Source organism: Halorubrum rubrum (genome assembly GCF_024494685.1).
Taxonomy (GTDB): Archaea; Halobacteriota; Halobacteria; order Halobacteriales; family Haloferacaceae; genus Halorubrum; species Halorubrum rubrum.
The window spans coordinates 176,675-199,330 of sequence record NZ_JANHDM010000002.1; the positions used below are offsets into that span (position 1 = coordinate 176,675).

A 22,656-nucleotide genomic window follows, 5' to 3' on the forward strand; every position below is an offset into this window, starting at 1 on the left:
CGAACATGGAGTTCCGGTTCGAGCTGGCCCTCTGTGCGGCCCTCGAGTCCCCGGACCGCGTGGTCGCCCGCCAGCTCGGCGCGGGCGTGACGCGGCCGGGGGCGCGGATCGTCGACGTCTGCGTGCTGACGCCGGGGCCCGACTTCGACGCGCGGGCCGCCCTGACGCCCGACCGGATCCCGCACGCGGCGGTCGAGGGGCGCGTCGGCCCCGGCGAGGCCGTCCCGGTCGCCGACGCGTTCGACCTCCCGCCGGAGCGCGCGAGCGCGGTCGCCGACGCCGCCGTCGAGGCCGGCTACCTCGAGCGCGAGCGCCGCGGCGGGCGACCGGTCGTGCGCGCGACCGCCCGCTACCCCGACGACTGGGTCGGGTCGCTGACCGCGATCGAGAACAAGCCCGACCTCGGGACGCCCGGCGACCTGTCGGCCCAGCTCCGGTACGACGCCGCGCTCGGGCTCTTCGATCGGGTCGTGCTCGCGACCGCCTCCTACGTCACCCGTGCGCACCTCAACCGGATCCCCGACCCGGTCGGCGTCTGGCGGTTCGACCCGGAGACGGGCGAACGCGAGGTGGTCCGGAAACCGGCCGCCCTCGATCCGGACGCGCCGGGCGTCGAGATCCGCGAGAAGCGGTCGACCCGGACCGACGTCGCGCTCGTCTCGCCCGAGGCGAAGGCGCGGAAGCGCCGCCGGATCGCCGAGCGCGCCTACGGGAAGGGGTGGCGACCGGAGCCGCCGGCGTGCGCGCACGCGAGGGGCACGGACGACGGTCGACCCCACTGTGAGCGGTTCGACCGCGTGGTCGATCCGGGTCGCGAGTGCGGTCCCGGCTGTCCCGAACGCGACCCCGCCGACCCGCCGGCGCTCGACCGCGACCGCCTCCGCGACGGGCGAACGGCGTGGGTCGCGGACCCCGACGGCGACGGCCCGCGCAGGCAGTCGGGGCTCTCCCGGTTCCAGTGACGGCTCGGTTGAAACTCCCAGCAGGCGATACGTTCTGGCCGGGAGGGGTTAGTACAGACAAAACACCGACTGATCGCGGTGTCGTCGCCGGCGGCTCCGCCGCCGGCTGTCAGAGGCGCGGAGCGCCTCGCTGCCACGAGGACGAAGCTCGACGACGTAAGCCCTGGAAGGAACGAACGGAGTGGGTGACTGAAGCGCGCAACGAGTCGCGCGAGTCCTCGCGGCTGGGACTTTGGAGGCGTTCTCCACAGTCGGTTGTTTCACCGCGTACAGCCGAGCGACTCGGGCTTTGTGAGTGTTCACTCCGTCAGCAACGATCTCCCTCTATCTATCCAATTTCCCACCGAAACACCCGTTCTACGAGCACTACTCACCGATCGACGGTTTCGGACGAGATCGCATCCGAAAAGGAGGGTCTCGACGGGTTCGGACGACGTCAAGACTCGTCCCGATACCCGGTATCCCGCCCGTGAGAACGCTTATACGGCGACGGTGGGATCTCTCCGTATGAACGACATCGAGGACGTCTTCGTCGCTCGGTTGATGACGACCGACCTCCACACCGTCACCCCGGACACGCTCGTCGAGGACGCCGCGGCCGTCCTCCTCGAGAACGACATCAGCTCCGCGCTCGTCGTGGAGGACGGCCGGTTGGTCGGGATCCTCACCACCACCGACTTCGTCGAGATCGTCGCGAAGAGCCAACCCAAAGCCGAGACGACGGTCGAGCGATACATGACGCCGGACCCGATCACGGCGGGCGCACAGGACGCCGTCTCGGCGATCGCCGCCACGATGATCGACCACGGGTTCCATCACGTGCCGGTCGTCGACGACGAGGGGACCCCCATCGGTATCATCACCACCTCGGACTTCGCGGCGTACGTCTCCGGTTCCTCGCCGCTCGCGTCGTAGGCGACGCGGTCCGCTCACCCCTCGAGGACGCTCGCGTCCGCGTCCGAGATCCCGTCAAGAGACGACCCTATCTCCGGGGAGTTTCCGGCGGCGACCCCACGGAAACCGTGACCGATCGCGTACGCCGCAACCCCTTCACAATGGCCTCCGTCGAGCACGTCTCGCCGAGGTCGTGGAGGTATCCGGACGACCGCCACTCCGGTCGCCGAGTTCCTCACGGTTATTAAGTAAACGGCTATCGTTAACACGTCGTATCTGCCGCCCCCGGCACCGTTAAGTGGTTCACGCGCCAGTCATCAGGTGACGCTTCGCTTGGAGGGCCGAAGCGTCAGCGGGGACCTACTGAACGACCCCGCGTGCCACTTTTTGTCGGCACGCGGGGTCGTTCGTTCATTTTGAACCACGAGCCGTGGCGCCGTGACCGCCGCTCAGAGCCCCTCGGACTGGTAGTCGCCGTCGTACGTCCCGTCGTGATCGGCGCGCGCGAACACCAGCTGAGCGATCCGCGCGCCGGGTTCGATCTCGAGTTCGTGTCCCACGTCGAGACGCCCCTCGCCGACCCCCTCGTAGCCGGCGTCCCACACCGCGGTGTCGAGCGTACACGAGTTGCGAAGCAGCGTCGACCGCGGGAGCACGAATCCGACGTGCCCCTCGGGGATCCGCACCGGCTCGCCGTACCGGACGACGTAGGTGCCGCGGTCCAGCCGGTACGTGCCGTCGTCCGTCTCGAGTTCGACCCGGTCGCCGACGCGTTTCCCCTCGCGACCGATGCGTCCGGGATCGGTCTGCCGGAAGACGGCCCCAGCCGTGAGATCGACCCCGTTCGGCTGTCGCTGGTTCGGTTCGATCGTCGCACCCGCGGCCGCTAAGGCGGCCGCCACGAACTCCCCCGATTCGAACATGTCATCCCGGAGCCGCGGCGGGGGCAAAACCGTATCGTCCGCGCGTCGCGAGCCCGAGAGACCCCCGACGGATCCGCCGCCGTTCGGTGTGTCATCACGGTCGTGTTCGCTCAATTCTTGCTGGATCCGGCGTTCCACACGTTCGATCCGGCGGAACACTCGCGGGTTTTATATTCACGGGACGGCCATCTTCGACCGATATGGGAAAGACGATAACTGAGAAGATCCTCGACGACCACCTCGTCGAGGGCGAGCTGACTCCCGGAGAGGAGATCGGCATCGACATCGACCAAGTGCTCACACAGGACACTACGGGGACGATGGTCTGGCTCCAGTTCGAGGCGCTCGATCTCGACGAGGTCCAGACCGAACTCGCCGCGCAGTACTGTGACCACCAGACGTACCAGTTCGACTTCAAGAACACCGACGACCACCGTTTCCTCCGCTCTGCCGCCGGCACCTACGGCGCGTACTTCTCCCGGCCCGGCAACGGCATCTGCCACCAGGTCCACAAGGAGAACTTCGCCGCGCCCGGCAAGACGCTGCTCGGCTCCGACTCGCACACCCCGACGCCCGGCGGGCTCGGCCAGCTCGCGATCGGCGCGGGCGGGCTCGACATCGCCGTCGCGATGGGCGGCGGTCCCTACTACGTCGAGATGCCCGAGGTCGTCAACGTCCACCTCACCGGCGAGCTCCCCGAGTGGGCGACCGCCAAGGACGTCGCGCTCCACCTGCTCGGCGAGCTGACCGTCAAGGGCGGAGTCGGGAAGATCTTCGAGTACACCGGCCCCGGCGCCGAGAAGCTCACGATCCCCGAGCGGACGACGATCACGAACCTCGGCACCGAGCTCGGCGCCACCTCCTCGATCTTCGGCACCGACGAGAAGACCAAGGACTGGCTCGCCCGCCAGGACCGCGAGGAGGAGTTCGTCGAGCTCTCGCCCGACGAGGACGCCGAGTACGCCGAGACGATCGAGGTCGACCTCGACGAGCTCGAGCCGCTCGTGGCCGCGCCGTCGATGCCCGACAACGTCGCTCCCGTCAGCGAGTACGAGGGGACCGACGTCGAGCAGGTCATCGTCGGCTCCTGTACCAACGGCGCGTACGAGGACATCCTCCCCGCGGCGAAGATGCTGGAGGGTCGCGAGGTCGCCAAACAGACCGAGATGATCGTCGCGCCCGGCTCCAAGCAGGCCTCCGAGATGCTGGCCCGCGAGGGGTGGACCGCGGAGATGATGGCGGCCGGCGTCAACTTCTCCGAGGCGACGTGTGGCGCCTGTATCGGCATCGGCCACGTGCCCGCCTCCGACTCCGTGTCGCTGCGCACCTTCAACCGCAACTTCGAGGGTCGCTCCGGCATCGAGGACGACTCCGTCTTCCTCTGCTCGCCCGAGGTCGCCACCGCGGCGGCCATCACCGGCGAGATCGTCGACCCGCGTGACCTCGCCGACGAGCTCGGCGACCTCGAGGCGCCCGGCCTCGAGATGGGAACGAAGTACGGCCCCGGCATGGGGAAGGACGACTCCGACATCATCTCGCCCGACGAGGCGATCGACGACGGCCTCGTCAAGGGCCCGAACATCGGCGACGTGCCCCTGAAGGACGGGATCGACGTGGACGGCGGCGAGGCGCTCCTCAAGATGGAGGACAACATCACCACCGACCACATCATCCCGGCGACCGCGGACATCCTGAAGTTCCGCTCGAACATCGAGAAGCTCTCGGAGTTCACGCTCTCGCGCGTCGACGACACGTTCGCGCAGCGCGCGCTCGACGCCGACGGCGGCGTCCTCGTGGCCGGCGAGAACTACGGGCAGGGCTCCTCGCGCGAGCACGCCGCCCTCTGTCCGATGTACCTCGGGATCGAGGCCGTCTTCGCACAGAGCTTCGCGCGCATCCACAAGGCGAACCTGTTCAACTTCGGGATCGTCCCGCTCGCCATCGACGCGGAGACCTACGAGAAGATCGACCAGGGCGACGACATCGAGATCGTCGACGACGTGCCCGCGGGCGTCAACTCCGGGGAGACCGAGTTCACCGCACGCGTGAACGACGACTGGGAGTTCACCGCCGAGCTCGACGCCTCCGAGCGCGAACGCGAGATCCTCGCCTCCGGCGGCAAGCTCTCGTGGGTCAAACAGCAGCACGACGGCGGCTCCGACGCCGCGCCCGCCGACGACTGAACCCGCATCGGGGTTCGGACTCTTCTCTTCTCTCTTTTTCACCTCCGGAGCGACCGCTCTCCGGGACCGGTGATGATTCCGAACCGGGGGTCGACAACGCGAGCGACCGTCCGACTCGACGGCACGGCCGCTCACCGCCTCGCAGTTCTCGAGAAACGAAAAACCGCCCGTCGCTCGGTCTTCCCGCGTCAGCGGGCCGCGGCGGCGACGCGTTCGCGCTCCTCCTTCTGGGAGATGGAGTAGGAGGCGTTGGCGTCGTAGTCGGCGGCCGCGATCAGCTCGTTCGCGAGCGCCTCGGCGGCCGAGGTGCTGGACTTGTACGTCGCGTTCGCGACGCCGTCGGAGATGAACAACAGCGCCTGGTCGACGCGGCGCTGGGGCGCGACGTCGACGGCCTTCGGGACGGAGATCCCGCCGTACTTCAGGCGGACCGTCTCCTCGCGGGGCGCGGCGTTCTCGACGGCGCGCACGAGGATCTGGACCGGGTTCTCCTCGGTGCGCTCGAAGATCACGTCGAACGCGTCGCGGACGATCCGCGTCGCCTGCTGTTTCTTCCCCGTGTTCTCGTCGGTCTGCATCAGCCGGTTGATCAGCCGCTCGACGAGCGAGATCTCGCTCTTCTGGAACTGCTTGGACGCGTGTCGCCCCATCGTGTGGGCGATCGGCGTCACCGTCATGTACCGCTTCGTCGAGGGGTCCTCGTAGGCGATCTCGGTGACGTCCCAGACGCCGAACAGCTCCGCGTTCTCGTTCGCGGCCTCGCTGGCGGCGGGCGCATCGGGCTCGGGCTCGTCGGCAGCGGCGTCCGCGTCGTCCGCCTCGACTTCCTCCCCGCTCATCGGACCGGTTTCTCCGCGTTGCCGCGAACCAGTTCGATCATCGATACGCCGTTGACCTTCTCGACCTTGTAGTTGACGCCGGAGAGGTCGCCCATCGCGCGACCCTTCGCGCCGCCGATCCCCGCGATCGTGACCTCGTCGTGCTCGTCGATGAAGGAGATCGCGCCGTCACCGGGACAGAAGGCCGTGACCTGCTTGCCGTTCTTGATGAGCTGAACCCGGACGCACTTCCGGATCGCCGAGTTCGGTTGCTTCGCCTCGATCCCGACCTTCTCTAAGACGATCCCGCGGGCCTGCGGGGCGCCCTCGAGGGGGTCGGACTTCTTCTTGAGCCCGCGCTCGCGCCGAGCGTACTCGGAGTCGGACCAGCGGCGCTTCTGCCGGTCCTGTTTGAGCTTACGGGCGGCATATTTGCCGTTCGCCATCGTACGCTCCATTCCCGACGGAGCTACTTAAGCGTCGTCTTTCAGCCCGGAGAAACGCGCGCAGAACGCTCGAGCGGTACCTCTCGTCAGATCTGCGCGCGTTTCTTCGATCGAGAACGACGGGCGCTCGCGACCGCTGAACCGATAAGCCACCCTGAGAGGCCGTCGTTGACCGGAGACGGACGCCGTCGCCGACCGTCCCGCCGACCCCGTCTCAGTCCGTCGTCTCCTCGCGGGCCTCCTCGACCCACTCGGGCACTGCGACCGTCGCGCCCCGGTCGCGGTACGCGACGTCGACCGCGACGGTCGCGGTGCCGTCGTCGTGTGGTCCCTCCCACGACTGCGCGATCCGCGGAACGAATCCCGACTCGAACACGTGGGCGGTCGCCGACGCCGTCTCGACGGTCGCCGGGACGTCCCTGTCGCCGTCGAAGGAGTCGGCGACGAACCGGGCGGTCGCTCGTCCGTCGACCTCGCCTTCCCCGTCGGCTCTCGGGTCCCAGTTCTCGAGCCCCTCGTACGTGGTCTCCCCGTTTCGCTCCCGTGGAACCCGGATCCCCACGCGCGCCTCCGACCGAAGCGCCGATTCGAAGTCGTCAGACGTGCGCTCGACCGCCTGCCGGTCGTATCGGACCTCCTCGCCGACCCGCTCGCGGACCAGCGCCTCGCCGTCCTCGACGTACCGCTCGAGCACCTCCGGCACCTCGGTTCCGGTCAGCTCCTGTCTCACGTACCACCGACCGTTCTCGAGGTCGTAGCTCGATTCGTACTCCTGTGAGGGAAGCCACGGGCTCGGGTCCTCGCCGTCGAACGTCGTTTCCGCCGTCGACGAGAGGGTCACGCCGCCGGCGTCGACCGCCGACTCGACGTGGCTCTCGACCAGCGCCGCGACGTCCAGCCCGTCGCCCTCGCGCCAGTCGGCGTCCGGGAAGGGGCCGTCCACACCCTCGCTCCCGATACAGCCCGCGAGGCCGACGCCGACGGCGGTCCCCGTCGCCGTGAGAACGCGCCGTCTGTTCACACGCCTTCCGTTCACGCGTCGCTCGTTCATACTCGCCCGTGGCGGTGGATCGGAAAAAGCCCGCCGGACCCGTCGACGAGTCGGCGGCGGCTCGGCTAGGTCAGCTGGATGTCGTCGACGTCGTGGTGACGTTTCGCCAGCGTCCGCGCGGTCTCGATGTTGCGCCCGTTCGCACCGATCGCGACGCCCCGGTCCGGCTCGGGCACCTCCACGTACGCGACCCGGTCGTCCTGCTCCGAGACGGTCACGGCGTTGACCGCCGCCGGCGCGAGCGCGCTCGCGACGAACGCCTCCGGCGTGTCCGCGTCCTCGACGAGGTCGATCGACTTGCCGAGCGTCCGCTCGGCCGCCTCGACGGTCTCGCCGGCCTGCCCGATCGCCGACGCCATCTCGCCGGCCGGCAGCAGGAACACGAGCCGATCGCCCTCCACGAGGCAGTCCTTCGGCGCCACGCCGGTCAGCTCGTCGAACCGACCGATGTATCGCCGCGCCTCGTCGGAGAGCTCGACGCGCATCAGTCGTCGCTCACGACGCGCGATCCCATCCGGAGGTCGACGTCGCCGGTCCCGATCGAGATCGGCTTGCCCGCGATGACGTTCTCGATGACGCCGTCGAGCTCGTCGTACTCGCCGTGGACCGCCGCGTCGAGCAGGTGGTTGACCGTCACCTCGAAGGCGGCCCGCGCGAGCACGGAGTCCTTCGAGCCCGAGATCCCGTGGCGGCCGATCGACTCGATCTCGCCGTTGTTCGTCATGATGTCCGCGACGAGCATGAGGTGCCGGACGTTCACGTCGTCGAGCCCCTGCTCTTCGAGCGTGTTCTTCGTCTCGTCGATGATCGTCTCGCGGGCCGCCTCGACCCCGAGGTTCCGGTAGATCTCGTGGATGTTGTTACACGTCGTCCGCGAGGCGTCGACGCCCTCGATCTCGAGGACGTCGCCGAAGGCGGACCCCTCGGTGTAGAGGACGAACTCCTCGCCGTCCTCGAGCTGCTCTTTGCGGATCACGACGCGCTCGACCTCCTCGATCCCCTTGAACACGATGTCGCGGAGCCGCTCGACGAGCTGTAACAGCTCGCGGTAGCTCGGCTCGTTGGGGCCGAACTCGATCACGGTGCCCGCCTGTCGGGCGTCGACGCCGAGCGAGTCCTCGATCGTCTCCGTGATGATCTCGGCGACCTCCGTCGGGTCGGAGTGGGTCGGCCACCGCTCCAGGAGGGTGTCGTCGTTGAGGTCGATCCGCACCAGCATGTCCGCGACGTTGGTCGAGACGTCGCCGAGCGCCAAGATCCGCGTCGACTCGATGGACCAGACGACCTCGTGGGCCTTCTCGCGGTCCGTCGCGTACTCGCCCTCGAGGTGGACCGTCATCATCGGCGTGTCCGGCGTCTTCCGGGCGTCCACCAGCTCGATGAGCCGGGGAAGCCCCTGCGTGACGTCGATCTCCGCGACGCCGGCGTAGTGGAAGGTGTTCATCGTGTTGTGGGTCACGACGCCCTCGGCGGTCGTGAACGTCTCCAACCCCTCGACGGAGAAGTCGTACACGTGCTCGTGGTCGTCGGTGATCGTCTCGATCGATTCGATCCGATCCCAGACCACATCACCCTCGACCGCCCGACGGAGCTCGTCGAGCGAGTCGGAGTCGACACCGGCGTTCTCGCCCTTCGAGACGATCCCTCGAAGTCGCGTCCGACCGATACGCTGTCGCTTCGACGCGGCGTTCACCTGTCTGCTCGGTATCCCGGCATCGGAGGCGATCTCGCGGAGCGAGTCGCCGAAGTTCGGGACTTGATCCGTCGAATCGGGACCGCTCGGGTTGATATCCGCCGTGAGTTCCTCGAGCGAGTCCCCTCGTTCGCCGACCATGCCGACCTCGTTCGCGAACCGGCGAACGTGTTTCTTCGGAACGCGTAGCGTTCGGGATCCGTCCTGCTCCGCGAGAGTCGAGTACACGCCGACCCGCGCGAGCAACAACGCGATCCCGGCCGTGAGTCGATCGCTCGTGGAGCTGGATCTGACGGCGTTTCGTCCGACGTTTCCGTCCCCGCTGAAGTACCCACGGAGAAGTCCACGAACGAACTCGTCGCTCGCGCCAAACGCGAATCCGGGGACGGCCTTGTTCCCGTTCTCGGTACATGTCGCGCGAACGAAGTCAGCGAGAACCGTTCCGTTCAGACGGATATCGTATCCGCGAGCGAAGCCGCTGTCGTTCTCGTACTCGTTTGCCGAGAGATCGAACCGGTCGGCGAACGCACGGATCTCGGATTGGAACGTCTCATCGACGTTCGAGACCGAGACGTAGTGGTCCGTCACCGACCCTTCCGCGAGCCACGCACCGACGAAGAATCCGGTCGCAGAATCCAACGGGAACCGTTCCGGCAGTCCGACCGTCCCACCGACGGGATACACGGTTTCTTCGTCGATCTCCCCGGTTTCAAGCGCCTCTCGTTTGGTTCGGAGCTGCGCCTCACCGGCCGGTACCGCGTCGACTCCGCCGTCGGTCAGCGTCGACGTATACCAGTAATCGGTAGCCGGGAGATACTCCCGGAGATCGACGGTATCCGTCCCGTCGGATTCGAATCGTCCGACGACCGGGAGCCAATCCCCCTCGGTGAGATCCTCACCGGCGACGGGGACTACTTCGTTGTCACGCCGTGTGACGAACGAGTGCGCCTTCGTCGCTCGGATCGTTCGGCCCGACTCGAGTTCGAATCGGAGCAGTTCCTCGGGCGTCTCGTGTCGACTGACCTCCTCGACCGGTTTCCAGCGAATCTGCTCGTCTCCGTCGAGGCTCAGGGTTTCGAGCCCGTCCGGAGCCACCGCGACCTCGTGGCCGTCGAACTTTCGAGACTCGCGGGAGTCGACGACGTCGTCGACGAGCGATCCGATCTCGACGATCTCTGTCTCACCGTCACGGCGAACGACCACTCGCTCGTCGTACGGGACGCTCATCTGCGTTCCGGGTTCACCGATCGACTGCGCAGAGACGGTTCCCACGGGCTCTAACGGGTCCACGCGGGTCTCGATGTACCGGTTCTCGACGCCGGTCACGATGTCGGTCGCCTGCTCGATGGTGACCTCGCCGTACTCGTCGGCTTTCGCCTCCAGCGTCTCGTACACCTTCGTCTTCAGCCGCTTCGGGAGCTCCGTCGCCTCGACGACGGCCTCCATGTCCTCGGTGACGTGCTCGTACTCAGTCATCCGACTCCACCCCCAGCTCGTCCGCCTTGTTCAGTCCCGGACCCGCGTGCTCCGAGAGGTTCGTCGGCGGCGCGCGCTCGCCGAGGAACCGCTCCTTCTCGTCGTCGGAGTCGAACTCCGACTCGAGGACGCGGTCGGCGATGCCGTCGACGTCGATGCCGTCCCCCTCGCCGGAGGAGACCTTGATCGGCGAGGTTCCGTCCTCGCCGAACTCGAACTGGACGATACGCCCGGAGGTGTCCCGGACCGTGCCGTCGTACTGTGCCTCCAGCTCCGAGAGCGCGTTGATGAGCCGCCGCTGGAGGTAGCCGGACTTGGAGGTCCGGACCGCCGTGTCGACGAGCCCCTCGCGGCCGCCCATCGCGTGGAAGAAGAACTCCTCGGGCGTGAGCCCGCCGCGGTAGGAGTTCTCCACGAAGCCGTGCGCCTCCGCGGAGAGGTCGTCGGCCTCGTAGTGGGCAAGCGTGCGGTCCTCGTAGCCGCGGTTTATCCGCTCGCCGCGAACCGCCTGCTGGCCGACCGAACCGGCCATCTGCGTGAGGTTGAGCATCGAGCCGCGCGCACCCGAGCGGGCCATCACGACCGCCGGGTTGTCGTCTCCGAAGTGCTGGTCGGCGATCTCGCCGGCGGAGTCGCGGGCCTTCCCGAGCGTCTGCATGATCTTCATCTCCAGCGTCTCGTCGACGCTGCGGCCGGGCAGCGACTCCAGCTCGCCCGCCCGATACGTCTCGATCAGCTCGTCGACGCGATCGTACGCGCTCCCGATCGCCTCGTCGACCTGCTCTTCGGCCGCCGAGGGGATCGATTCGTCGTCGATCCCGATCGAGAAGCCGAAGTGCATGATCGCCCGCATCGCGAGCGAGGCGATCTCGTTGATGAAGACGCGAGCGCGCGTCTCGCCGTACTGCTTGGTGAGGGTGTCGACGACCTCGCCGCCGAACGCGCCGACGGCGTCCTCGTCTATCGTTCCCTCGACGAGCTGGCCGTCCTCGATGACCACGGCGTCGCCGGTCGAGGAGGTGAACTCGAGCGTGAGATCGTCGGGGAGCAGTTCCGAGAAGAGCGTCCGGCCGGTCCAGAACTCCCGGCCGTCGTCGTCGACGCCGTCGGCCTCGGGCAGCTCGTCGACCCGCGTCGCCCGGAGCAGGTCGAGCGCCTGCGTCTCCGTGAACTCGGGGTTGGCGTGGGTGAGCAGGTACGTCCCGGAGATGTGGTCCTGGATCGCGCCGATGATGTTCCCGCCGAACCGCGGCGAGAGGATCTGCTCTTGGACGCGCATGAGCACGCGTGCCTCGGCGCGAGCTTCCTCGTTCTGGAGCGCGTGCATGTTCATCTCGTCGCCGTCGAAGTCGGCGTTGTACGGCGGACAGACGACGGTGTTGAGCCGGAACGTCTTGTACGGCATCACGACCACCTCGTGGGCCATGATCGACATCCGGTGCAGCGACGGCTGCCGGTTGAAGATCACGATGTCGCCGTCGACGAGGTGCCGATTGACCTCCCAACCGGACTCGACCTTCTCGGCGAGCTCCTCGCAGTTCTTCTCGGTCACCTTCAGGCGGCGGCCGTCGGGCCGGCGCACGTAGTTCGCGCCCGGATGCGCCTCGGGACCGTTCCGGACGTACTGGCGCGCGTCCTCGACGTTGCGCTCGGTGACGTTGAGCGTCTGGGTCATCTCCTTGGCCACGCGGTCGGGGACGCCGACCTCGTTCAGCGAGAGCGTGGGGTCCGGCGAGATGACGGTCCGCGCGGAGAAGTTGACGCGCTTACCGGAGAGCGACCCGCGGAAGCGCCCCTCCTTCCCCTTCAGCCGCTGTGAGAGGGTCTTGAGGGGACGGCCGGAGCGGTGGCGGGCCGGGGGCGTCCCGCTGATCTCGTTGTCGACGAACGTGGTGACGTGGTACTGTAACAGCTCCCAGAGGTCCTCGATGATGAGCTGTGGCGCGCCGGCCTCGCGGTTCTCCATGAACCGCTGGTTGATGCGGATGATGTCGACCAGCTTGTGGGTGAGGTCGTCCTCGGAACGCTGGCCGTTGTCCAGCGTGATGGAGGGGCGCGTGGTGACCGGCGGCACCGGGAGCACCGTCAGGATCATCCACTCGGGCCGGGAGTGCTCGGAGTCGATGCCGAGCACCTCCAGGTCCTCGTCGGGGATGTCCTCGAACCAGTCGCGGACGTCCGAGGGCATCAGCTTGTTCATGTCCTCCTCGGTGAGGTCGATGTCGAGCGCCTTCTCGATGGCGCGACGGTCCTCCTTGCGCGGACGGAACTCGCCCGCCATGATCTCGTTTATCCGCTCCAGGGCAATGTCCGTCTTCTCGGCCAGCTCCTGCGGGGAGGTTCCGGGGTCCGCTTCCTCCTCGTCGGGCTGCATCGCGGCCGCGATGTGCTCCGAGTAGTCGCCGGAGAGCACGTCCTGGACCTCGTAGTAGGTCGTCGGCTTCTCGTGTTTGATGTCCGCCTGCGGCTCGCCGCAGTAGGGACACGTCGACGCCTTCCGGGCCTGCCGGACGGCCGCCTTCAACACGTCGTGGGGGTCCTCGCCGAGCTCCTCGGCGCGTTCCAGCCGATCCTGGAACTCCTCGCGTTCCGCCTCCGTGAGCGCCAGCTTCCCGCACTCGCGGCACGTCGATCGCAGCAGTCGGCGGATGAGCTTCGTGAACCCGACGTGGATGACGGGGGCGGCGAGCTCGATGTGCCCGAAGTGGCCGTTACACGACCCGGAGTGGGAGCCGCAGGTCCGACACTCCAGTCCGGGGTCGATGACGCCGAGCCGCGGGTCCATGAGCCCCATGTCGATCGGGTAGCCGTCGTCGTCGTACGTGTCCGCGGTGATCACCTTCGTGGCCGACATGTCCCGGTACGTCTCCGGGTCCATGAGGCCGAAGTCGATCCCGCCGAGCACCTTCGGTGTTTGCATTGACATTTAAATCGCGTCCTCCAGTTCGAGTTTCGGTCGGATTCCCAGGGCGATCATCTCGTCGAGCAGCAGCTTGAACGCGTAGCTGACCTCCAGCTCGTGGATGTCGTCCTCGTCGCCCGTGACCGGGTCGTACACGCGGCGCTGCTCTCTGTCCTCGACGGCGACGAGGCCCGTCTCCGCAGAGACGTACACCTGCTCCGCGTCGGAGGACTCGAGCAGCCGCTCGTTGAGCACCATCGACGCGCCGTGGCCGATGATCGTGTCGCGCTCCATCTCGCCCACGCGGAGGCCGCCCTCGCGGGCGCGCCCCTCCGTCGGCTGGCGCGTGAGCACCTGGACCGGCCCGCGCGAGCGGGCGTGGAGCTTGTTCGACACCATGTGGTACAGCTTGTGGTAGAAGATCGTCCCGACGAAGATCTCCGCGTCGATCTTCTCGCCGGTGACGCCGGAGTACATGACCTCCTTGCCGGAGGACTTGAACCCGTGTTCCTCCAGCCCGCTCCGGAGCTCCTCCTCGTCTTCGCCCTGGAACGGCGTGCCGTCGACGCGCGAGCCGCGCAGCGAGCCGACCTTGCCGCCGAGCATCTCCAGCACGTGGCCGACCGTCATCCGCGACGGCAGCGCGTGCGGGTTCATCACGAGGTCGGGGACGACTCCCTCCTCGGTGAAGGGCATGTCCTCCTGGGGCGCGAGGTGGCCCACGACGCCCTTCTGGCCGTGTCGGGACGCGAACTTGTCACCGAGTTCGGGCACCCGCTGGTCGCGCACCTTCACCTTCGAGAGCTTCGAGCCGTCCTCGCCCTCCATCAGCGTCACCGTGTCGACGACCCCGGACTCGCCGGAGCGCATCGTCACGCTCGTCTCGCGGCGCTTCTGCGGGGAGAGCCCGCCCATGTCGTCGGGCTCCTCGAGGAACCGCGGCGGGCTGGTCTTGCCGAGGAGCACGGAGGACTCGTCGACCCGCGTCTCGGGATTGACGAGGCCGTCCTCGTCGAGGTGGGTGTACGCGTCCTCGCCGCGCGCCCCGCGGACGTCCTGGTCCGGGATCTCGAAGCGGTCCTCCTGGCCGCCGGGATACCGTCGCTCCTCGCCCTCGTAGGTCCGGAAGAAGTGCGAGCGGGTGAGCGCGCGGTCGACGGAGCCCTGGTTCATCACCAGCGCGTCCTCGATGTTGAACCCCTCGTAGCTCATCACGGCGACCACGAAGTTCTGGGCGGCTGGCCGTTTGTCGAAGCTGATCTGGTCGGAGGTCTGCGTCTTCACCATCGCCAGCTGCGGGTAGTGCAGCAGGTGCTGGCGGGTGTCCGGCCGGATCCGGTAGTTGGCGGAGGGGAGCCCGAGCGACTGTTTCATCATCCCAGCGCCCATCGTGATGCGCGGAGAGGCGTTGTGTTCGGGATACGGGATCATCCCCGCGCCGATGCCGAAGACGAGCTGCGGGTCGATCTCGAGGTGGGTGTGGTTCTCCGTCACGTCCTCCTCGTCGACGGCGACGAGGATGTCCTCCTCCTCCTCGGCGTCGATGAACTCGACGTAGCCGCGGTCGACGAGGTCCTCGAACTCGACGTCGCCGCGCTCGAGGGCGGCGATCTCCTCGTCGCCGAGCAGCGGCTCGCCGTTCTCGACGACGATCAGCGGACGACGGGCCCGCCCCGCGTCCGCGTTGACGATCACCTCTCGGGTCCTGTCCTTCACCGAGACGTTCACCATCTCGCTCACGTCGCCGCGACGGCGCGCTTCGCGGATCTGGCCGGCGAGCTCGTGCGGGTCCGGATGGGTCCCGACGAGGCTCCCGTTGACGTACACCTTCGCTTCGCGTTCTGCTTGTGCCATGTTAGTCGTCCGCCGTCTGTCGTTCGACGCCCTCGATGCCGGGGATCCCCTCGACACCCATCGACGCCAGTTCTCGTTTCAGCCCCTGTTCGTCCTCGACGGTCTGTGACAGCTCCATCGCCTGCGCGAAGTTCTTCACGAGCCCGCAGTTCGGCCCCTCCGGCGTCTCGGAGGGACAGATGCGCCCCCACTGGGTCGCGTGGAGGTCCCGCGCCTCGAAGTGCGGCTGCGAGCGCGACAGCGGCGACCGGAGGCGGCGCAAGTGAGAGAGAACGCCCATGTAGTCGGTCCGGTCGACGAGCTGGGAGACGCCTGAGCGTCCACCCACCCAGTTGCCCGTCGCGATGGGGTGTTCGAGCCGCTCGGTCAACACGTCCGAACGGACCACCGTGTTCACGGTGAGCTGCCGGTTCCGCATGTTCGCCCGCTCGAGCTGGTACTTCACGTCGCGCGCCAGTTTGTTCAGGGCGGTCCGGAACAGGTCGCGCATCAGGTCGCCGGAGACCTTCAGGCGCTTGTTCGCGTAGTGGTCCTTGTCGTCGGCCTCCCGGCGGTCCAAGGCGAGCTCGAAACACGCCTCGGCCATCCGGCAGAGGTAGTACGCCTTGTTGATCCGGACGTCCTCCTCGTCGACCCCCTCCTCGTGGAGGTGCGGCAGGAGGTAGCGGTCGATGACGTAGTTCGCCCGCTTGAGCTGGTAGTTCTTCCCCTGGCCCGAGGCGACCCGCTCGCCGAGGGTCTCGATGGCCCCCTCGGTCGTCTGGACCGAGGCCTCCTCCAGGTTCTCCAGCATGAACTTCACGATCTCGGGGTCGTCGCTCACGCGGTGGACGATCTCCTCGTCCGACTCGAGTCCGAGCGCGCGGACGAGCGTGACGAAGTCTATCGACCCGGAGACGGAGGGGAACGACACCTCGAGCAGCCCCTCGCGGTTGCGCTCACAGAGGACCAGGGCGCGGTACCCGCGGCGCTGGGAGAACGTCTTCGCGACCTGGATCTCGTCGCCGTACTTCGAGTCGTACTCGGCGAGGATCTTGTTCGGCGCGAGGTCCTCCGAGGTCATCAGCACGCGCTCGGAGCCGTTGACGATGAAGTAGCCGCCGGGGTCGACGGGGTCCTCGCCGATGTCGATCAGCTCCTCGTCGGTGAAGTCGGCCATGTTACACTTATCCGAGCCGACCATGATCGGCATGCGGCCGACCTTCGTCTCCGTGCTGTCGACGACGGTCTCGGGCTCGTCCTCGCCACCGCGCACGATGGACATCTCCATGAACACCGGCGCGGAGTAGGTGATGTTCCGCAGGCGGGCCTCCTGGGGGTACAGAAGCTCCTCGGAGCCGTCGGCCTCGCGGACTCGGGGCGTGACCATCCGCACGTCGCCGAGTTCGACGTAGACGGGCTCTTGGCCCTCCTTGTCGCCGATGTCGGTCTCGATGGTCTCCTTCTCGTCGACCACCTCCTGCATCCCGCGGCCCAGGAAGTTGTTGAACGACCGGAAGTGATGTTCGGCGAGCCGTTCGTCGGAGAAGTACTCGCGTGAGACCACGCGTCGGTCTTGCCTGTTCATGAGACGACCAGTCGGAACACGACCGCTCGATCCGTCGTGCGTGAATCGCGAACGATCTTCACCACGTCCCCGACTTCGGCGTCGTCGGGGGTCGCGGGGTCGGTGCGTTTGATCTTCGGTAAGTTCGTCTTCTTCACGTCGTACTCGGACAGGACCGCCTCGATCTCCTCGGGATCGTCGATCAGGACGTGGTCCGGAACGAGTTCGTGTTGGCTTACGTCTACCATGGGTGGTGGTGGTGGGGAAAAGCTATCACGAGATACTACAGCGTGTTACCGACTGCAGCCGCATAAGGTTTGTCAACTCCGCCGCGCACGGCTCTCCGCGCGGGGCGTTCCACGTCCTCACGCTCGGGAGTGACACACAAAAACGTACCGCCCTCCCTGTGAGCGTTCACCACCGCCGCCGCCGATGGCAAGCCTTATTTGCCAGACACGGGTACGACAGGTTGCGACGCGCCCGGATGGTGTAGTGGCCCATCATACGACCCTGTCACGGTCGTGACGCGGGTTCAAATCCCGCTCCGGGCGTCCCCTCTTTCGGGGCCTCCGTCGCTGTCTGCCCGGATGGTGTAGTGGCCCATCATACGACCCTGTCACGGTCGTGACGCGGGTTCAAATCCCGCTCCGGGCGTATTCTGTCGCCGCCAGTCGACGAGCGAAGCGAGTCGATACCGGCGGTGACGAATCGTTTCAGAGGGATTTGAACCAGGGAGTGAAGCGAGCGAAGCGAGCGGAACGAGTGGGGTTCAAATCCCGCTCCGGGCGTTCTCGACGAACGATTCGGCGAGCGTAGCGAGCCGTTCGTCGAGAACGCTCGCACGAGGGTGTGATCGGTCATTCGTTCGACGATACCGACCGCAGTCGGAGCGGAGCGTATCACGGACGAGGCCTCGAGGGAGTCGAAAGCGAGGAGCGCCGCGGGCGGGTTCGGGACTCAGATCCCTTCCTCGCCCTCCTGTGCGAGGATGACCACCATCGAGAGCCCGGAGATGACGAGGAGGATGAGCGTGGGGACGACCGCGTACTGGTAGAGCGCGGTCGCCTGCGCGCGCCAGATCTGCGTGACGATCGTATCGAACCCGGAGGGACGGAGCACGAGCGTCACCGGCAGTTCCTTCATCGTCGTGAGGAACACGAGGGCCGCGCCGGCGACGATGCCCGAGCGTGTGAGCGGAAACGTCACGCGCTTGAACGCGCCCGTCGGCGACTCCCCGAGCGTGCGACCCGCCTCGACGAGCCGCCGGTCGACCTGGAGGATCGACGTCCGGGTCGACCCGACCGCCTGCGGCAGGAAGCGGACGACGTACGCGAACACCAAGAGCGGGAGCGTCTGGTAGAGCCACGGCACGTAGCCGGAGCCGAAGTAGACCAACGCGAGCGCCAGCACGATGCCGGGAACGGCGAACCCGACGTACGTCGCCCGCTCGAAGACGACCGCGAGCGGCGAGTCGTGGTTCGCGGCGAAGTACGCGACGGGGATCGCCGCCAGCGCGGCGACGACGGCTGCCGCCGCGGAAACCGATACCGAGTTGAGCACCTGAACCGGCTCGAACGCCATCGAGGGACGGCGGCCCGCCTCCGACCGGACCAGCCACAGCCCGAGGATCCACAGGGGCACGAGCAGCGCGAACCCGGAGACGCCCGCCGGGAGCAGCGTCGCCGGCCAACGAAGTCGACCGAGCGACACCAGGTCGTTCGTCCGGCCCGCGTCGTCGCCGCTCGCGTTCCGGTCCGAGCGGACCGCCCACTCCAGCGCGAGCACCAGGAGTACGACGACGAGCAGCTGTAAGGAGAGCAGCGCGGCGTAGTCGCGGCCGAACGCGTTGTACTCGACGTAGATCTGGCGGGTGAACACCGGCAGCCGCATGATGGAGGGCGTGCCGAAGTCGGAGACCGCGTACAGCGCCGCGAGCAGCGACCCGGCGGCGATCGCCGGGCGGATCGTCGGGAGCGTCACCCGGCGGAACGCCGCGAGCCGCCCGTGGTTCAGCGTCCGGGCCGCCTCCAGGAGGGTCGTGTCGAACGACAGCAGCGCGGCCCGCGTCGTCAGGTAGACGTACGGATACGTGTACAGCGTGATGACGAGGATCGAGCCGGAGAGCCCGGTGATGTCGGGCACGCGAGCGACGCCGAGCGGGGCGAGCACCTCGTGGAACTCGCCTTGCGGCCCGAACGCGGAGACGAACGAGAAGGCACCGACGTAGCTCGGCACGACGAGGGGGAGCGCGGCCGCGATCGACCAGAACCGCCGGAACGGGAGGTCGGTCCGCGTGGTGAGGTACGCGAGCGGGACGCCGACCGCGATCGAGAAGGCGGTGACGCCGGCCATCAACAGCAGGCTGTTGACGAGCACCTCGGCGGTGGCCGGGCTGAACATCAGGTCGGTCGCGCGCTCCCGCTCGACCGCGGCCGCCTCGATGACGAGCCACGCCAGCGGGAACACGAGCGCCGCGGCGATCGCCGCACACAGCAGCGTCAGTCCGATCGGGAGGCGGTCGTCGCCGTCGGTCAGACGGTCGCGGATGCGGTGTCGCAGGGTCATTGTACGGGAAGCGGAGTCGCTTTCCACGAGCGAGGGCGTGCCCGGCGTTAGGGGTTCCGATCGCTCGGCGAGCGCACTCCGACGGATATAAGGATTTAGGGCCACCTAAAAACTTCCATGGAACTGACGCGACGCGACGCGGCGGCCGCGCTGGCCGCGGTCGGCGCGACGGGCGGCGTCGCGCTCGGCGTCCGTCGAGCGGGCGACGGGGGGACGGGCGACGACGGAAGCGCGGGCGGCGCGGACGGAGCCGCCGGCGACGGCGAAGGCGACCGGAGCCCCTCCGACGAGGCGGTCCGCGAGGCGATGGCCGCGGTCGCGACGGCGGTCTATCCGGACGCCGTCTCGGGAGTCGAGTCGTTCGTCGACGGCTTCCTCGACGGCCGGCTCGACGGGTCGGCACACGCCGAGGGGATCCGGGCGGCGGTCGCCGAACTCGAGTCGTCGGCGCGGTCGTGGTACGACGCCCCCGTCGCCGACCTGGAGACGGCCGAGCGCGACGAACTCCTGCGCGAACTCGGCGCTGACACGGCCGAGGAGGACCCGCACGGCACGACCGCGGAGCGGGTGCGGTTCTTCGTCGTCAACGAGCTTCTGATCGCGCTGTACGCCTCGCCGACCGGCGGCGAACTCGTCGGGATCGAGAACCCGCAGGGATACGCCGGCGGGGCCGAGAGCTACACGCGAGGGTCGCCGTGAGCGGCGCGGAGAGCGTCGGGAACGAGGGGGGCGGCGGTACCGAGGGAAGCGACGGCGACGCCGTCGACCGCACCCCCGTTCCCGACGCGGACGTCTGCGTCGTCGGCGCCGGACCGGCGGGCGCGCTCGTCGCCGACCGGCTCGCGGGCGACCACGAGGTCGTGGTGCTCGACGCGGGGCCGCGGTTCGACCCCGAAGACCGACTCGCGAGACAGGAGCGGGCGATCCGCCCGTTCTACGACCGCCCGGACGTGTGGGGCGTCGGGGGAGCGCGCGACGCTCACGAGAACGCCGGCGACTGGTTTTATCCCCTTAATCACGCCCGCGTGAAGGGGGTGGGCGGGTCGACGCTCCACTGGCAGGGGATGGTGATGCGCCTCCACGAGGACGACTTCAACTCCGGCTCGACGCGGGGGGTCGGCCCCGACTGGCCGATCGACTACGCCGACCTGCGGCCCTACTACGTGGAGGCCGAGCGCGAACTCGGCGTCGCGGGGGCCTCCGACAACCCCTACGCGCCGCCGCGCGAGGAGCCGCACCCGATGCCCGCCTTCGAACCCTCCTACAGCGACTCGCTGTTCGCCGAGGCCTGCGAGTCGCTGGGGATCGACATGCACTCCGTGCCGAACGCGCGCAACTCCGAGCCGTACGACGACCGGTCGCCCTGCGTCGGCTACGGCACCTGCCAGCCCGTCTGCCCCTCGGGGGCCAAATACGACGCGACCGTCCATATCGAGCGCGCAGAGGAGCGGGGCGCGACCGTCATCGACCGCGCCCCCGTCCAGCGGCTCGAACACGACGACGACGATTCGGTCACGACGGCCGTCTACGCGACGCCCGAGGGCGAGGAGCACGGGCAGGAGGCCGACGCGTTCGTCGTCGCCGCCGGCGGCGTGGAGACGCCGCGGCTCCTCCTCCTTTCCGACTCCGACCGGTATCCCGACGGCCTCGCGAACGGGAGCGGCCACGTCGGCGAGTTCTTCATGGACCACCTGTTCGCGGGCGCGGGCGGCACGCTCGACGAGCCGACCAGGCAGAACCACGTCGGCTTCTACACGAGCGCCTGCGATCAGTTCTACGACGAGGCCGACGAGACGCAGGCCCCCTTCAAGCTGGAGTTCTTCAACTACGCCGGCCCCTCGCCGGTCGAGATGGCGCTGTCCGGCGACGACTGGGGCGATCCGCTCTTAGACCGGCTCCGCGACGGGTACGGCGACCACGTCGCGATGGGCGGGCTCGTCGAGCAGGCCCCGGACGCCGACAGCCGCGTGACGCTCGCCGACGACCGAGTCGACGACCACGGCAATCCCGTACCCCGGATCGAGTGGACCGTGGGCGACCGCGCGCTCGACACGATCGAGCGCGCGAACGAGATCCAGGTGGAGATATTAGAGGAGCTCGGCGCGGACGTGGGGTGGGTCGCGGGCCCGGACGCGACCGGCCCCGCCTACCACCACATGGGCACGACGCGGATGAGCGGCGATCCCGATCGGGGCGTCGTCGACGCCGACTGCCGCACCCACGACCTGGACAACTGCTGGATCGCCTCCAGCTCCGTCTTCCCCACGAGCGGCGCGATGAACCCCACGCTCACCATCGCCGCGCTCGCGCTCCGGGTCGCCGACGACGTGGACGCGCGGCTCGGCGAGGCGTGAGGCGGCCGCGTCGCTCTCGGGCGTGTCACGCCGACTCGCGATTGTTTTAGGTAAACCTAAAAATTCAAGTGGGTGCGACGTGAGGTGCGGGTAATGAGCGACTCAGCGCACACGACGAACGGGGCCGCGAGCGCGTTCGACGCGGACGCGACCGACGATGCGGGTTCGACCGACGACGCGGACTCGATCGACGATGCGGGTTCGACCGACGACGCGAACTCGATCGACGGAACGGACGCGGCCGACGGGGCGGCGAGCGCCGACGCCGACGAGTACACCTTCGACGACCTGAGCGTCGTGATGGGCACGTACAACGAGGCGGAGGCGATCGGGACCGTCCTCTCCGACATCGACGAGGTCACCGACGGCCGCGCGGAGGTCGTCTGCGTCGACGGCTCCTCGGACCGCACGCCGGAGATCGCCCGCGAGCACGGCGCGCGCGTCATCGAACAGGAGCCCCAGGGGTACGGCGTGGCGGTGCGCGAGGCGATCCTCGCGCCCGACCGCCCGGTGGTCGTCACGACCGACTGCGACGACACCTACCCGATGGAGGCGTTGCCGGCGTTCCTCACGGAGATCAACGACGGCGCGGACGTGGTGAGCGGCGATCGGCTCTACCACGGCGCGAAGGCGATGCCGGCGTTCAACCGCCTCGGCAACCACGCGTTCGCGGCGGTCGCGAGCCTGCTCATGGGCGAGCGCGTCCACGACACCACCACCGGGATGCGCGCGTACCGCCGCGAGGTCGTCGAGGGGATCGGCTGGACGGAGAACACCGGCCTCTCCGCCGAGCTCCTGATCCGCCCGCTGATGCGCGGCCACGACGTGCGCGAGCGCCCGATCCGGTACGCGGAGCGCCTCGGCGAGACGAAGCTCGATCCGATCGGCGGCGGGGCCGCCATCGCGAAGTCGATCGTCACCGTCTGCCTCGAAGAGCAGCTCCGGCGGTTCTGACGGGACGACCTCGACTCTAAACCGGACGGCGGTCC

General features: G+C 68.2%; 17 protein-coding genes and 2 tRNA genes. 8 read left to right on the forward strand and 11 right to left on the reverse strand.

Annotation, left to right across the window (positions count from 1 at the left end; genetic code table 11):
- Positions 1 to 5: 5 nt before the first annotated feature.
- Positions 6 to 962, forward strand: a complete 957-nt coding sequence (locus NO889_RS03120; RefSeq protein WP_256410802.1) for a DUF5787 family protein — start codon at positions 6 to 8, stop codon at positions 960 to 962.
- 507 nt (positions 963 to 1,469) lie between these two features.
- Positions 1,470 to 1,877, forward strand: a complete 408-nt coding sequence (locus NO889_RS03125; protein WP_256410803.1) for a CBS domain-containing protein — start codon at positions 1,470 to 1,472, stop codon at positions 1,875 to 1,877.
- A 428-nt stretch (positions 1,878 to 2,305) separates the two neighbouring features.
- Here the strand turns inward: NO889_RS03125 and NO889_RS03130 are convergent, their stop codons facing one another.
- A complete protein-coding gene (locus NO889_RS03130; RefSeq protein WP_256410804.1) occupies positions 2,306 to 2,779 on the reverse strand; it encodes a deoxyuridine 5'-triphosphate nucleotidohydrolase in 474 nt (157 codons plus the stop codon).
- A 200-nt stretch (positions 2,780 to 2,979) separates the two neighbouring features.
- Here NO889_RS03130 and NO889_RS03135 point away from each other — a divergent pair, with 200 nt between their 5' ends.
- Positions 2,980 to 4,962, forward strand: a complete 1,983-nt coding sequence (locus NO889_RS03135; protein WP_256410805.1) for an aconitate hydratase — start codon at positions 2,980 to 2,982, stop codon at positions 4,960 to 4,962.
- 188 nt (positions 4,963 to 5,150) lie between these two features.
- Here NO889_RS03135 and NO889_RS03140 read toward each other — a convergent pair whose 3' ends face one another.
- From NO889_RS03140 to NO889_RS03180, 9 genes are all read right to left on the reverse strand, one after another.
- Positions 5,151 to 5,801, reverse strand: coding sequence for a 30S ribosomal protein S7 (locus NO889_RS03140; protein WP_256410806.1), 651 nt, complete (start codon positions 5,799 to 5,801; stop codon positions 5,151 to 5,153).
- On the reverse strand, positions 5,798 to 6,226 hold the full coding sequence (locus tag NO889_RS03145) for a 30S ribosomal protein S12 (RefSeq protein WP_004048726.1): 429 nt from the start codon (positions 6,224 to 6,226) through the stop codon (positions 5,798 to 5,800). The genes NO889_RS03140 and NO889_RS03145 overlap by 4 nt, the downstream gene beginning before the upstream one ends.
- Positions 6,227 to 6,440: 214 nt before the next feature.
- The gene (locus NO889_RS03150) at positions 6,441 to 7,247 is read right to left on the reverse strand and encodes a DUF7537 family lipoprotein (protein ID WP_256410993.1); all 807 of its coding nucleotides are present in this window, start codon (positions 7,245 to 7,247) and stop codon (positions 6,441 to 6,443) included.
- Between the two features lie 95 nt (positions 7,248 to 7,342).
- A complete protein-coding gene (locus NO889_RS03155; protein WP_256410807.1) occupies positions 7,343 to 7,762 on the reverse strand; it encodes a NusA-like transcription termination signal-binding factor in 420 nt (139 codons plus the stop codon).
- Positions 7,762 to 10,446 (reverse strand): DNA-directed RNA polymerase subunit A'', encoded by a 2,685-nt coding sequence (locus NO889_RS03160; protein ID WP_321169281.1) that lies wholly within the window; start codon positions 10,444 to 10,446, stop codon positions 7,762 to 7,764. The genes NO889_RS03155 and NO889_RS03160 overlap by 1 nt, the downstream gene beginning before the upstream one ends.
- Positions 10,439 to 13,366, reverse strand: a complete 2,928-nt coding sequence (locus NO889_RS03165; RefSeq protein ID WP_256410808.1) for a DNA-directed RNA polymerase subunit A' — start codon at positions 13,364 to 13,366, stop codon at positions 10,439 to 10,441. The genes NO889_RS03160 and NO889_RS03165 overlap by 8 nt, the downstream gene beginning before the upstream one ends.
- A 6-nt stretch (positions 13,367 to 13,372) precedes the next feature.
- Positions 13,373 to 15,202, reverse strand: coding sequence for a DNA-directed RNA polymerase subunit B (rpoB, locus tag NO889_RS03170; RefSeq protein WP_256410809.1), 1,830 nt, complete (start codon positions 15,200 to 15,202; stop codon positions 13,373 to 13,375).
- A gap of 1 nt (position 15,203) precedes the next feature.
- Entirely contained in the window at positions 15,204 to 16,769 is a 1,566-nt protein-coding gene (locus NO889_RS03175) for a DNA-directed RNA polymerase subunit B'' (protein WP_256410810.1), read from the reverse strand.
- Positions 16,766 to 16,996, reverse strand: coding sequence for a DNA-directed RNA polymerase subunit H (locus NO889_RS03180; RefSeq protein WP_066412362.1), 231 nt, complete (start codon positions 16,994 to 16,996; stop codon positions 16,766 to 16,768). Before NO889_RS03180 ends, NO889_RS03175 begins: the two co-directional genes overlap by 4 nt.
- A gap of 230 nt (positions 16,997 to 17,226) precedes the next feature.
- Between NO889_RS03180 and NO889_RS03185 the strand changes: the two genes are divergently transcribed.
- Together NO889_RS03185 and NO889_RS03190 are read left to right on the forward strand one after the other, a co-directional pair.
- Positions 17,227 to 17,299: transfer RNA gene (locus NO889_RS03185), tRNA-Asp, on the forward strand.
- Between the two features lie 30 nt (positions 17,300 to 17,329).
- A tRNA-Asp gene (locus NO889_RS03190) sits at positions 17,330 to 17,402 on the forward strand.
- A 303-nt stretch (positions 17,403 to 17,705) separates the two neighbouring features.
- Here NO889_RS03190 and NO889_RS03195 read toward each other — a convergent pair.
- Complete coding sequence (locus NO889_RS03195) at positions 17,706 to 19,313, reverse strand: ABC transporter permease (protein WP_256410811.1); 1,608 nt, start codon at positions 19,311 to 19,313, stop codon at positions 17,706 to 17,708.
- Positions 19,314 to 19,430: 117 nt separating this feature from the next.
- Between NO889_RS03195 and NO889_RS03200 the strand changes: the two genes are divergently transcribed.
- The 3 genes from NO889_RS03200 (at position 19,431) to NO889_RS03210 (ending at position 22,621) form a co-directional block, all read left to right on the forward strand.
- Positions 19,431 to 20,012 (forward strand): gluconate 2-dehydrogenase subunit 3 family protein, encoded by a 582-nt coding sequence (locus NO889_RS03200; protein WP_256410812.1) that lies wholly within the window; start codon positions 19,431 to 19,433, stop codon positions 20,010 to 20,012.
- Entirely contained in the window at positions 20,009 to 21,667 is a 1,659-nt protein-coding gene (locus NO889_RS03205; protein WP_256410813.1) for a GMC family oxidoreductase, read from the forward strand. The genes NO889_RS03200 and NO889_RS03205 overlap by 4 nt, the downstream gene beginning before the upstream one ends.
- A 300-nt stretch (positions 21,668 to 21,967) precedes the next feature.
- Complete coding sequence (locus NO889_RS03210; RefSeq protein ID WP_379786991.1) at positions 21,968 to 22,621, forward strand: dolichyl-phosphate hexose transferase; 654 nt, start codon at positions 21,968 to 21,970, stop codon at positions 22,619 to 22,621.
- Positions 22,622 to 22,656: the final 35 nt, after the last annotated feature.